Origin of the sequence: Polaribacter sp. Hel1_33_96, from assembly GCF_002846595.1 — a bacterium.
Lineage (GTDB): Bacteria > Bacteroidota > Bacteroidia > Flavobacteriales > Flavobacteriaceae > Polaribacter.
The window spans coordinates 2,290,321-2,303,765 of record NZ_PJMV01000001.1; the positions used below are offsets into that span (position 1 = coordinate 2,290,321).

The 13,445-nt window shown below is 32.4% G+C and carries 8 protein-coding genes; 3 read left to right on the forward strand and 5 right to left on the reverse strand.

Translation table 11 applies throughout. From position 1 onward, the window contains the following. Window positions 1-25: 25 nt before the first annotated feature. Window positions 26-3,304, forward strand: coding sequence for an amidohydrolase family protein (locus tag ATE90_RS09960; protein WP_101451352.1), 3,279 nt, complete (start codon window positions 26-28; stop codon window positions 3,302-3,304). Between the two features lie 149 nt (window positions 3,305-3,453). Here ATE90_RS09960 and ATE90_RS09965 read toward each other — a convergent pair whose 3' ends face one another. The 5 genes from ATE90_RS09965 to ATE90_RS09985 form a co-directional block, all read right to left on the reverse strand. After that, window positions 3,454-4,701 (reverse strand): NAD(P)/FAD-dependent oxidoreductase, encoded by a 1,248-nt coding sequence (locus ATE90_RS09965; protein ID WP_101451353.1) that lies wholly within the window; start codon window positions 4,699-4,701, stop codon window positions 3,454-3,456. A gap of 65 nt (window positions 4,702-4,766) precedes the next feature. After that, entirely contained in the window at window positions 4,767-5,777 is a 1,011-nt protein-coding gene (locus tag ATE90_RS09970; protein WP_036787420.1) for a 4-hydroxyproline epimerase, read from the reverse strand. After that, on the reverse strand, window positions 5,770-7,506 hold the full coding sequence (locus ATE90_RS09975) for a DUF885 domain-containing protein (RefSeq protein ID WP_101451354.1): 1,737 nt from the start codon (window positions 7,504-7,506) through the stop codon (window positions 5,770-5,772). Before ATE90_RS09975 ends, ATE90_RS09970 begins: the two co-directional genes overlap by 8 nt. 3 nt (window positions 7,507-7,509) lie before the next feature. Continuing rightward, a complete protein-coding gene (locus ATE90_RS09980) occupies window positions 7,510-9,093 on the reverse strand; it encodes an aldehyde dehydrogenase (NADP(+)) (protein ID WP_036787425.1) in 1,584 nt (527 codons plus the stop codon). 199 nt (window positions 9,094-9,292) lie between these two features. Next, entirely contained in the window at window positions 9,293-10,210 is a 918-nt protein-coding gene (locus tag ATE90_RS09985) for a dihydrodipicolinate synthase family protein (protein ID WP_036787428.1), read from the reverse strand. Between the two features lie 172 nt (window positions 10,211-10,382). On the opposite strand from ATE90_RS09985, the gene ATE90_RS09990 reads away from it, so the two are divergent. Further along, window positions 10,383-11,231, forward strand: a complete 849-nt coding sequence (locus ATE90_RS09990) for an AraC family transcriptional regulator (RefSeq protein ID WP_036787431.1) — start codon at window positions 10,383-10,385, stop codon at window positions 11,229-11,231. Between the two features lie 347 nt (window positions 11,232-11,578). After that, the gene (locus ATE90_RS09995) at window positions 11,579-13,054 is read left to right on the forward strand and encodes a tetratricopeptide repeat protein (RefSeq protein WP_036787434.1); all 1,476 of its coding nucleotides are present in this window, start codon (window positions 11,579-11,581) and stop codon (window positions 13,052-13,054) included. Window positions 13,055-13,445: the final 391 nt, after the last annotated feature.

Consider the following 13,445-nt stretch of genomic DNA (forward strand, 5'->3'; position numbering starts at 1 on the left):
AAAATAAATAACAAAACCCATAAATATGCGTAAAATTCACTTAATACTTGTTCTATGTTTATTTTCACTGAGTGTTTTATCACAAAAAAAAGAAACTAAAAATTCCAAAAAATGGGATGTAAACAATCCTCATAAGGATTGGAAATACAATACTTTTAATTTAAAAACAACTGAAGGAACCTGGATGAATTTAGATGTTTCTCCAGATGGAAAAACCATTGTTTTTGATTTGCTAGGTGATATCTATACAATGCCTATTTCTGGCGGAACAAGCACCATTTTACGTTCAGGTTTATCTTATGAAGTTCAGCCCAGATTTAGCCCTAATGGAAAATATATTTCTTTTACAAGTGATGCTGAAGGTGGTAATAATATTTGGGTAATGACTGCAGATGGTAAAAACGCAAAAGCTATCACAAAAGAAAAATTCAGATTATTAAACAATGCTGTTTGGACACCAGATGGAAAATCTCTGGTTGCAAGAAAACACTTTACCTCATCACGCTCTGTGGGTGCTGGGGAGATGTGGCAATATCCACTTTCTGGATCAGCAGGGTTGCAAATCACAAAAAGAAAAAATGACCAACAAGATGTAAATGATCCCTCTGTATCTCCAGATGGTAAATTTTTATATTATGCTGAAGACATGTATCCCGGAGGATTTTTCCAATACAACAAAGATCCAAACAAACAGATTTACGTCATTAATCAATATAACTTTCAAACAGGGAAAACAGAAAGAATTACGGGCGGTCCCGGAGGAGCTGCAAGACCAGTAGTTTCAAGAGATGGTAAATTATTGGCCTTTGTAAAACGAGTAAGAACAAAGTCGGTTTTGTATATTCATGAATTAGAAACTGGTAAAGAATGGCCTATTTATGAGCATTTAAGTAAAGATCAAAGTGAAGCTTGGGCTGTTTTTGGGGTATATCCTCATTTTGCTTGGATGCCAGATAGTAAAGATTTGATTGCATGGGCACAAGGAAAAATTAATAAAATTAATATTGAAACAAAACAAATTTCAAATATTCCTTTTCAAGTAAATCAAGAAATAAAATTAGCTAAAACACATCGTGTAAAAAGAAAAGTTTTTGAAGAAAATTTCACTTCAAAAATGATTAAAAATGCACAAACTTCTGCTGATGGAAAAACGTTAATATTTACTTCTCTAGGGCATATTTATAAAAAAGAATTACCCGAAGGAATTCCTACAAGAATTACAAGTTTATCTGATTTTGAGGCAGAACCTAATTTCACTGAAGATGGCAAATCAGTGCTGTTTGTAACTTGGAATGATGAAAACTTAGGTGCAATTTACCAAGTAAACATCGATGGTTCTGATTTGAAGAAAATTACCCAAGAAAAAGGAATTTATAGAACTCCTTCTTCTAACAGTGCTGGTTCTAAAATTGTGTACAGAAAAGAATCAGGAAATGGAGACCAAGGTTTTGATTATACTAAAAAAACAGGAATTTACATTGCAAACGCAGACGGAACGTCACCAAAAAGAATATCAAAAAATGGTGAATTTCCCGCTTTTTCTTCAGATGATAAAAGAATTTTCTTTCAAACAGGAGGTTCATTTTTTGGAGGATTGACAAAAAAATTAAAAAGTGTTGATTTGAATGGTAAGGAAGAAAGAAGTCATTTTTCATCCAAATTAGCCAATAGATTAGTACCCAGCGAAGACAACAAATTCGTTGCTTTTATTCATTTACATAAATTATTCGTTGCTCCTTTTGTGATGAATGGAAGTGAAATTAACGTAGATCAAAATACAAAATCTTTCAAAGTAGAAAGTTTGTCTAAAAATGCAGGAATCAATTTGCATTGGTCCGCAAATAACAAAAAAATACACTGGACTTTGGGTGATGAATATTTCTCAAAATCTATTGTAAATAATACTACTAATCCTTTTGCAAAAACAAACTTAACGGCGGATAAAGCCACTGGCATTAAAATTAACTTAAAAGAGAAATCTGACATTCCTGAGGGAAGAATTGCTTTTAAGAATGCCCGAATTATTACGATGGATGGGAATGAAGTGATTGAGGATGGAACGATTATCATCAACAAAAACAAAATAGAAAAAGTTGGTAAAACAAGTATTATTACTATTCCTTCAGATGCAAGAGTATTTGATATGAATGGAAAAACCATTATGCCAGGAATGGTAGATGTACATGCTCATGTTGGTGCTTTTAGAAACGGATTAAGCACTCAAAAACATTGGCAGTTTTATGCAAATTTAGCTTTTGGCGTTACTACTTCTCATGATCCTTCTGTTCATACAGCAGCTGCTTTTACCTTAGAAGAATTGCAAAGAAGCGGTCAAATAGTGGGACCGAGACTATTTTCTACAGGATTTATTTTATATGGTGCAGAAGGCGATTTTAAAGCTGTTGTAAATAGTTTAGAGGATGCGCGTTTTGCAATTGCAAGAACCAAAGCTTTTGGCGCGAAATCTATTAAAAGTTATAATCAACCCAGAAGAGAACAACGTCAGCAAATTATGCAAGCTGCTAAAGAGCTAAGCGTAAATGTAGTTCCTGAAGGTGGCTCTAATTTCTACTCAAACATGAGTATGATTTTTGATGGACATACCGGAATTGAGCATAATATTCCTGTAAATCCAGTGTATAAAGATGTCTTATCACTTTGGAAAAACAGTAAAACTGGTTATACTCCTACTCTAATCGTAAATTATGGAGGAATGAATGGAGAGATGGAATGGTATCAAAAAAGTAATGTCTGGGAAAACAAAACACTTTTAAAATATACACCAAGATATGTGGTTGATGCCAGATCTAGACATAGAATTATGATTCCTGAAGAGGAATATCAAAACGGACATATTTTAACTTCGGAAACGGTTACTGCTTTGGCAGATGAAGGTGTAAAAGTAAATTTAGGTGCACATGGCCAATTGCAAGGCTTAGGCGCGCATTGGGAATTATGGATGTTACAACAAGGAGGATTGAGTAATCATGAAGCCCTAAAAGCAGCTACTATAAATGGTGCTGGCTATATTGGTGTTGCTGATGAGTTGGGTTCATTAGAAAAGGGGAAATTAGCAGATTTGATTATCATGGATAAAAATCCTTTAGAGAATATTAAAAACTCAAATTCTGTAATATACACAATGGTGAATGGACGTTTGTACGATGTAAATACCATGAATGAAATTGGAAATTACAAGACAAAAAGAAGCAAATTTTATTTTGAAATGGATGGTTATAATCAAGGAGTGCCTGTAAATATGAAAACCAATAGTTTTACAACGCCTACTTGTAGTTGTCATTAATTTGTTATTACACGGAGATACGACATGGCAATATTTTTATTTGTAGTCTTAATCTTGGGATTACCTCGGTCATGCTTTTTAGGTAGTGACGGTGTGCGTGTTTATGTGTTATCATTAATACATTGAAAATTTAATATCGATTTTTAAACTCAAAACTTTCTATCTATATGAAAAGGGCTTAAGTCTAAAGATCTTTTTTTATCTGAAATAATTTCTGAAACCAATTTACCCGTAGCTGGACCTAAACTCCAACCCATCATGGCGTGACCTGTTGCAAAAGTTACATTTTTACATTTAAATGATTTGCCTATGTATGGCAATCCATCAGGAGAACAAGGTCTTAAACCACATTTTGCCGCTTCTTTTTCCTGCTCATTAACCCTTAAATTAGGATAATAAGATTCAGCGGCTTTGGCAATTGCATCGACACGAACAGGATTTATGATATCATTTATTCCGCCAATTTCCATAGTTCCTGCAAAACGTGTAAATCCGTTCATAGGCGTTACAGCTACTTTTGCTTCCATTAAAATAGCTGGAATGGTAATATTTGTCTCACTTTTTGTGTTCACTCGGTATCCTTTTCCTGCCTGAATAGGAATATCAACGCCTAATTTCTTTGCTAAATTTTGCGACCAAGAACCTGTAGCAATTACAAATTCATCTGATTTTATATGAAGATTGGTTGTTTTAATTCCTGTTATTTTCTGATTAGCAACCATAATATCTAACACCTCTTCATTGCCTAATATACTTACTCCGTTCTTTTTTAAATAGGTTTTTAATTGCGGCATAAACTCATTGGGCGTCATATGCGCATCCGAATGATAATAGACAGCACCTTTGATATTTAAGTCTACATTTTTTTCAATTTTTTGAACTTGTTCTTTTGATAGGTTTTCTACTTTTAAACCCTCTTGAATTGCTCTCTGGCCCACTTTCCATTCTTCTTCGCCTGCTTTTTCTGTTTGATAATACATCAACAAACCTTTGTGCTGATAAAAAAAATCAAAATCACCAGAAGATTTTAAATCTTCATATAATTCTCTGCTTAATAAATTAATATCTTTTATCACAGGAATTGCTTTCTCTACTTTTTGGGCTGTTGCCGATTTTTTAAAAGCCCAACTCCACTTTAGAAAATCATAATTCAATCTTGGTTTTACATAAAACGGACTTTCTGAATTGAACATCCACTTGATGCCTTTATTAATCGTTCCTGGTGCAGCTAAAGAAATAATATGACTTGGTGTAATATAACCTGCATTTACATAAGATGCACCTGATGTAAAATCTGATTTATCAACTACAGTTACTTTATGTCCTTCTCTTTGAAGATAATAGGCTGAACATAAACCTATAATACCACCACCTATAATGATTACACTTTTTGCCATTTTATTTTTAAATTAAGATGCTCAATAGATTCTAAAATATCTTTATAATGATTTGATTTCACCCATCAAATCACCTGAAAACCCAAAGCGTAAGGATCATCTTGGGTATCAATTGTAATTATATTTTTCCCGTAGATTTTTGCCCAACCTTTTATACTGGGGATAATTGCTGATTTTCCAGCTAATAGTGTTTCTTCTTCCACTACGCCTGTAAAAGTGCTACCAATAAAGCTTTCATGAATAAATTCTTGACCAATTTTTAGTTTTCCTTGAGCATACAATTGTGCTAATCTTGCAGATGTTCCTGTTCCACAAGGACTTCTATCAATAGCTTTATCACCATAAAAAACAGCATTTCTTCCATGAGAAGTTGCATCAATTGGTGTTCCTGTCCATAATAAATGTGTTACATTTTTGATGCTTTCATGATCTGGATGTATAAATTTATCTGGATATTTTTCGTTAATCCGATCTCTAACAACTTGTGAATATTGAATAATTTTTGCGGCTGTAAAATCTTGAATACCACTAAAATTTTTCTGTGGATCTACAATGGCATAATAATTTCCACCATAAGAGACATCAAAAGTAATTTCTCCCAATTCAGGACATTCTACGCTTAAATTTTCTGCTGCTAAATAACTTTTTACATTCGTTAATTTTACCCAATCTACTTTATCATTTGTTCGCTGATATTCAATTTCTACCAACCCTGCAGGTGCTTCCATTTTTATTTTACCCGGAGTTTTTGGAATAAACAACCCCTCTTCAATGGCGATAGTAATGGTACCGATGGTTCCATGACCACACATAGGTAAACAGCCGGAAGTTTCTATAAATAAAATAGCAAAATCATTTTCTGGATTGTGAGGTGGATACAAAATTGAGCCACTCATCATATCATGACCTCTTGGTTCAAACATCAAACCTTTACGAATCCAATCATATTCTTTCAAAAAATGCAAACGTTTTTCGTTCATTGTTTCCCCAATTAGTTTTGGTCCTCCGCTTTTAATTACTCTTACAGGATTTCCACAAGTATGCGCGTCTATACAAACAAAAGTATGCTTACTCATTTTTTCTTTTGTTAATATGATTATTGACTCTACCTTCTAAAATTGCTAACGTAACTGTGCCTTGTTCTAAAACTACTTCGTGAAAATCTCTAACATCAAATTTATCTCCTAATTCTTTTTCGGCTTTTGTACGCAATTCTCTAATTTTTAATTCGCCAATTTTATAAGACAAGGCTTGTCCAGGCCAAGAAATGTATCTGTCTGTTTCTGTATTAATTTCATGTAAAGAAAGCGCTGTGTTTTCTGACATATACGTTACAACTTGTTCTCTAGTCCATCCTTTTGCATGAATTCCTGTATCTACCACTAATCTGCAAGCGCGCCACATTTCATACGTATACTTTCCAAATTGTTCGTAAGGAGTGGTGTACATTCCCATTTCATCTGCTAAAAACTCAGAATATAAACCCCACCCTTCACCATAAGCAGATAAATATAAATTTCTACGAAACTGGGGAATTGAATCTCCTAATTCGTTATTTAAACTTCCTTGTAAATGATGACCAGGAACCGCTTCATGCACGGTTAAAGAAGGCAAAGTATACAAAGTTCTGCTTGGTAAATCATACGTATTTACCCAATAATAACCGGGCTCTGTGTTATTTTTCGAAGTACCTACATAACGTCCTCCTGTATATTTTGGTGCAATTGCATCTGGCACAGGTGCAACCCCGTACGGTTTTCTTGGCAAGGTTTTAAAAAATTTTGGCAATTGCGCATCTGCTCTTTTTGCCATATCCCTGGCGATCATTAAAATTTCTTTTGGTGAAGTTGCGTAAAATTGTTTGTCGGTTCTTAAGAATTCAAAAAAGTCTGCAAAACTTCCTTTAAAGTTTAGTTCCTTGATTATTTTTTGCATTTCTGCTTTTATTCTAGCGACTTCTCTTATACCAATTTGGTGAATATCATCAGCAGAATATTGAGAACTTGTTGTGTAAAAATCAATTCTATTTTTATAATAAGCTTTTCCATTTAGGGTTTCTGAAACACCTAAAGTTGTTCTTGTTTTTGGTAAATATTCAGTTTCAAAAAAAGTTTTGATTCTTTTAAATTCAGGAACTACAATTTGCTCAATAGTATTTTTTGCAACTGTTAAAACAGAATCTCTTTGACTCTGATTCAGACTAGCTGGCAAATTTTGAAATGGTTTATAAAATGGACTTTCTTTAAAATCATTAACAATATGATCATTATATGTAGATTCATATCCTTCAAAAATCACTTTAGGCTGCGAAACCCCTCTTTCTAAACCTTCTCTTAAATTCACGAAATGCTGTTCTACAAATTCTGTTAAACTGTTTAGTTTTCTCAAGTATTCTTTTACTTCCCAATAATTATTTAAAGGTCTAATTTGATAATTTAAACTACTATGAAAACCAGAATCCGACAACAAAGGATTAAGAAACCTTTCAAATTTATAATAATCAATTTTATCTTGTAACACGAATTTTAGCAGCTTCGCTGAAATTTGATCTGTTTCAGAAAGTTCATTTATTTTAATACAACCAAAGTATTGCATTTGGTCTTCTGCATATTTTGCTTCTGCTTTGTAATATTCTCTTGTAAATAGCCCCAAAGGATACTCGTCTTTGTCATAAGATTCTCTTCCTTCATAAGATTCAATCATTATATCTAATTCTTTGACAGAACTATTACAAACTTTATCTGAACCATTACAGGAACAGAATAGCACAACCACTAAAAAAAAAAGCACTTTAAAAACTCTCATACACTAAATTTTATTTTTTACTCTTGCGCCATCAACTGACCTAAAAATTTCTAATGGATTTTCATTTTGCAATTCTTTTGGCAATAGATTATTTGGCCAATTTTGGTAGCTAAATGGTCTTACCCAACGTTTTATAGAAGTAATACCTACTGCAGAAAAACGACTATCTGTAGATGCAGGATATGGACCACCATGCACCATAGATTCGCAAACCTCAACTCCTGTTGGAACTCCGTTAAAAATAATTCTACCAACTCTATTTTGCATTGCAGCAATTACTTTTTGAAAATTAGTAATTTCATCATTATCAGAAATTATAGTACCTGTTAATTGGCCTTCTAAATTTGCAATAATGGTTTCTAATTCTTCCTTATTGGCGCATTCAACCACCATAGAAAAAGGACCAAAAACCTCTAAATGCAAAGTTGGGTTTTCTAAAAATGATTTTCCGTCAACTGAGACAACAGCCTGTTGTGCATAATTATTTTGAACATCTGATTCATAATTTGCAGTTATGGACACTTTAGCTTGAGCAACTACTTTATCTTTATTTGCATCGTATCCTTTTTTAATATTTGGATGCAACATACAAGAAGGATTTATATCCATAATTTCTTGTGATAAGTGATTTCTAAAGACACTCAAAGAATCACTTTTGATGCCTAAAATTAAACCAGGATTTGTACAAAATTGCCCTGCTCCTAAAGTAATAGAACCTGCGTATGTTTTTGCAATTTCTTCATTTCTATTATCTAAAGCTTTTGGTAAAATAACCACAGGATTGATGCTCCCCATTTCTGCAAAAACAGGTATTGGTTCTTCTCGTTTTGCTGCTATATCCAATAATGCTCTTCCTCCTTTTATACTTCCTGTAAAACCCACTGCTTTTACTTTTGAATGTGACACTAGCTCCTGACCAACTTCTATTCCGCTTGAATTTAAATTGGAGAAAACACCATTAGGCATTCCTGTTTTTTCAGCAGCTTTTATAATTGCTGATGCTACCAATTCTCCGGTTCCAGCGTGCATTGGATGTGATTTTACAATTACAGGGCAACCTGCTGCTAACGCAGCAGCAGTATCTCCACCAGCAGTGGAATAGGCTAAAGGAAAATTACTGGCTCCAAAAACTACCACGGGTCCTAAAGCGATATTCATTTTACGAAGGTCTAGTTTTGGCATTGGTTCTCTATTTGGTTGCGCTGTATCTATAGTTGCTTCTACCCAAGACCCTTCTGCAACCAACGTTGCAAAACTTCTTAATTGACCAACAGTTCTTCCTCTTTCCCCTTTTGCTCTGCCCTCAGGTAAGCCTGTTTCTGAACAATACATTTGTATTAATGTATCATCTAAAGCTAAAATTTCATCTGCAATTGTGTTTAGAAACGTTGCTTTTTTTATTCCAGAAATAGTACTGTATTCTTTAAAGGCTTCTGACGCTAAATTTACGGATTCTCTAATTTCTTCTGATGAAGCTTCTGTAAAAACAGCATCATTTTCTTTGTTTAATTCTGGATTAAAGGTTTTAAATGTATGGTCTCCTTTAGCTGATTGTAAATTGCCTATATAGTTTTTTCCTGTCATAATTTTATTTGAGATTTGCTCATTTGTGTTAGGTGTTGAAACGAAATCCTTTTTTAGCCTATTTGAAATAGCGTCATTACGAGGAACGAAGTAATCTCTTTTAATTCAGAGATTTCCAAAGTTTACAAAAAAGTAAACTTCGCAATGACAACTATAAAAAGATATAGTGAAAAACCCAACCTTTGGGTAACACCCTACTTCTTTATAAATTTTTATAATCTGGTAATGTTGGTCTTAGTGCCAAAGCATCTGTAATTATTTTTTCTATCCTCCCTCTTTCTTCACCTTGCAACACTAATCTTGGCGCTCTAACATATTCATTTCCAATACCTGTATGAACCGATGCTGTTTTAATATATTGCACTAATTTTGGATGAATATCTAACTCCAAAAGCGGCATGAACCATCTATAAATTGTAATTGCTTCTTGAATTCTGTTTGCTTTGACCAACTCATAAATAGCCACAGTTTCTGCCGGAAAAGCGTCTACCAAGCCTGCAACCCAGCCATCTGCACCTAAAACCAAACTTTCTAAGGCCAAAGTGTCCACACCTGTCATAATTGCTAATCTGTCTCCAAATTTGTTCTTAATTCTGGTAATATTAGTAGTATCTCTGGTAGATTCCTTGACTGCTTGAATATTCGGACAAGCATCTAAAAGCTCTTGAAACATGTCTAAAGTTACTAATAATTTATAATCTACTGGGTTGTTATAAATCATAATGGGCAAAGAAGTGCTATTGGCAACGGTTTTAAAATATGTTACCACTTCTGCATCACTAGCTTTGTAGCGCATAGGAGGTAACATCATTAAACCACTTGCACCATCTGCTGCTGCTGTCTGTGCCAAAGCAATTGCCGCTTTTGTAGTCTGTTCTGCAATGTTCATTAAAACAGGTACTTTTCCATCTACAAAGGCAACCGTTTCTTTTGTTAACCTTCTCCCTTCTTCATCTGTCAATGTGCTGGCTTCTCCTAAAGTTCCTCCTAAAACAATACCGTGAACTCCAGCATCTAGTTGTGCTTGGATGTTTATTTTAAACATTTCCATGTCTAACTCATCAGTAGAAGTAAACTGTGTTGTTACGGCTGGCATTACGCCTTTCCAATTAAATTTCATTTTTATACTTTTTTATATATGCTAAAATTAAAGAAATCAAGTTTTTAAAAATAGCCTTAAATTACTCTAATTTGATATTATATTATCTAAATTAATACTTAATGTAATTTATTTGAATATTTTTGTATTATATAACTTCTCATTATGAGATACTGAAACAAATTTCGTAGAGATGAAAGTTTTTCCATTTAAAATTCCGAAACCAGCAAATATTGGATTGATTTATCAGGAAGATATTGAAATTTTATTTTATGATAAACTACATCAACATGATGAAATTCAAATTAGTTTTATAGAGAGAGGAAGCGGAACTTTATTTATTGGCGATAAGATTTGTAATTATACTCAAGGCAGTGTTTTTGTAATAGGAAGTAACATTCCGCATGCTTTTAAAAGTGATAAAAATGTTGCACAAAAATCTAAAATGTTGAGTTTGTTTTTCACAAAATCTTCTTTCGGTGAAACATTTTTTGAATTAGATGAGTTTGCTGAAATTGATATTTTTTTTGAGAAATCTTCTCGCGGTTTTGTTTTAAAATCTAATATTGATGCGATCATTTTTATTTTCTTGCAAATGAAGAAGGTTTCTAAAATAAAACGATTTATGCATTTCTTAGAAATCTTACAACTATTAGCTATATCAGAAACAACCCCACTTTCTAGTTTTGTGTATCAAAAAATATATTCTGATATGGAAGGAAAACGGATGCGTACTATTTTTGAATACACCTTAGAAAATTATCATCAAAAAATAACTTTGCAAGAAGTCGCAAATAAAGCAAACATGACAAAAAATGCTTTTTGCAAATATTTTAAAAACAGAACAAATAAAACGTATTTCAATTTTTTAAATGAAATACGAATTGAAAATGCTAGTAAACTAATTATGATTAAAAAAGAAATATCTATCAATGAAATTGCTTATATTACAGGTTTTAATAACATTTCTAATTTTAATAGAAAATTTAAAGAAATTAAGAAAATGACGCCTTTAAATTTTAAAAAATTACAAATTATCTAATTCAAGTTTCAGCGCTTTAGTCAATCCCCTGAAAATCATATCATAAAAATGATTGATGAATTCTCATACTGAATCAACTGTTAAATCATTAGAATCGAAAAAACAAATCAAATAAATTTCAGTACTTTTAATAACATGATTGTTACATAACAAACTTAAAAACGAGTAATTTTTAAAAAATGATTAATCCTAGACATATTAATAAGAATAGATATAATATTACAAACATAAAACTTAAATTAGTTTTATGTTGCTTAGTGTGTATTTCCTTTTCTAAAGTGTATTCGCAACGTGATTCACTTAGAATCATTTATACAGATGTAAAACAAACGGATTCTGTGAGATTCATGGCTTTAGACACCTTGTTTTTTAAGTATTATTATAAAGAACCAGATTCTACTTTAAAAGCCATAAATTACCACAAACAGCTTGCTGAGGAAAACAATAATAAAGAAGAGATTTGTAAATCTCTAATAAGAGCGGCACTGATATACGGACCAAAGCGCGAGTATGAAAAATGCTTAAGACTATTCAATGATGCATTAGTAATTGCAAAAGAGCTTAATAAACGTAATCTTGAAGCTATAATAATTTCAAGAAAAGCACTATTATTTCAGGAAACATATAAGTATCTAGAGGCAGTTCAAAGTGGAAATGAAGCATTGGTTATTTTTAGGGAGTTAAAAATGAATAGCGAGGCAGCCTGGGTATTACAAAATTTAGGCAGTATCAATCTGTATTTAGGTAATTATGACCTAGCTTTAGAATATTTTCAGCAATATCAAACAGCTCATGATACGTATAACTTTCCAAACGACCAATCTTTTGCTTATAATCAAGAGCTAATTGGAAGGGTTTATCTTGAAAAAGAATTATACGAAGACGCTCTAATTTATTTTGAAAATGCGTTCAAACATTTTACGTCGCTCGAAATAAAGTATAAAATGAAAGATTCTTCTAAATTTTTAGCGATAATACATACAAAGTTAAACCAACTTGACAAAGCAACCAATTATGCTCAAAAAAACTTAGCACTTAGCAAAGAACTTAAATCCGAAATGGATTTAGATATGGCAGAATTCATACTTGCTGAAATTACCTTTAAAACCGATATACCTTCTGCATTAAAACAAGCAAAAGCTATTTTAAACCGTCTTCCTAATGATGGATTTTATAGTATTAAAAAAGACATATACAACCTACTTTACAAAGGCTACAAGTCACAAAATAATTCAAAGTTAGCTGTAGAAATGCTCGAACGCTCTACTGTTTATAAAGATAGTATAAACTTAGAAATAGATCGTTTAGCCGTTACGAGAGAATTGGTAAAACAAGACTATGAGCATCGAATCTCTGAAAGTAAACTAAAAAGCGAAAACGAAAAAGCAGCACTCAAAATCACACAACTTAAAAGAACGTTTGCCGTAGTCATAATTTGTGCCCTATTCATTTTTTGTGTTATTTTCTATTTTAGATCTAAAACCAAAAAAGATAAAGCAATACGAGCTGCAATGTTGGATGAAATAATGCGTCTCAAAAACAGTTCAAATCAAGTTGTAGCTGCTACTACTGTATTTGAACTGGTTAGAGAAAAAATTGAGCACTCCATTAAAAGAAAATTAAATGAAACCGATTGGAAGGTGCTAAATGTATTATTGGTAGAGCCCGTAATGACCAATAAAGAAATTGCCCAGAAAGTTTTTTTAAGTGCAGATGGCGTTGGTTCTTCGCTTCGCAGAATGTATGAGTATTTTAATATCAAAGAATCGAAGTATAAAAAAGTTTCATTGTTACTGGAGACAATCAAGCGCTCCAATAGCTAGCATAGACCGCTATAATTACAAATAATTTCTACCCAAAGCAACTTTTCACCCTTAGGCCTGAAATACTTTGAAAACAATTTTAAGAAATTTATGTAACGCTCAATGGTTGTAATTTCTATTGAATATAATTTATAGCAAAATAAAACTCTACAAGCAATCTTGTTTGTGGAGTTTTATTTTATCTGATAATCTTATTGAAACATAATGCTAAGGGCATAAAATCATAAAATTAATACACAACATGATTAATTTAAAGCACCGTCCTTACCAATAAAGAAATCTCTAATAAAGTTTATTAAAGTATTGATGGAATTGGTTCTTCTCTTCCGAGAATGTGAGAGTATTTTAATCTTAAAGAATCCAAGTATAAAAAATTTTCATTGTTACTAGT

Bases quoted from the DNA above. Each gene is read 5' to 3' on its own strand.
- ATE90_RS09960 (WP_101451352.1), top strand. From the start codon at position 26: ATGCGTAAAATTCACTTAATACTTGTTCTATGTTTATTTTCACTGAGT.
- ATE90_RS09965 (WP_101451353.1), bottom strand. From the start codon at position 4,701: ATGGCAAAAAGTGTAATCATTATAGGTGGTGGTATTATAGGTTTATGT.
- ATE90_RS09970 (WP_036787420.1), bottom strand. From the start codon at position 5,777: ATGAGTAAGCATACTTTTGTTTGTATAGACGCGCATACTTGTGGAAAT.
- ATE90_RS09975 (WP_101451354.1), bottom strand. From the start codon at position 7,506: ATGAGAGTTTTTAAAGTGCTTTTTTTTTTAGTGGTTGTGCTATTCTGT.
- ATE90_RS09985 (WP_036787428.1), bottom strand. From the start codon at position 10,210: ATGAAATTTAATTGGAAAGGCGTAATGCCAGCCGTAACAACACAGTTT.
- ATE90_RS09990 (WP_036787431.1), top strand. From the start codon at position 10,383: ATGAAAGTTTTTCCATTTAAAATTCCGAAACCAGCAAATATTGGATTG.
- ATE90_RS09995 (WP_036787434.1), top strand. From the start codon at position 11,579: ATGGCTTTAGACACCTTGTTTTTTAAGTATTATTATAAAGAACCAGAT.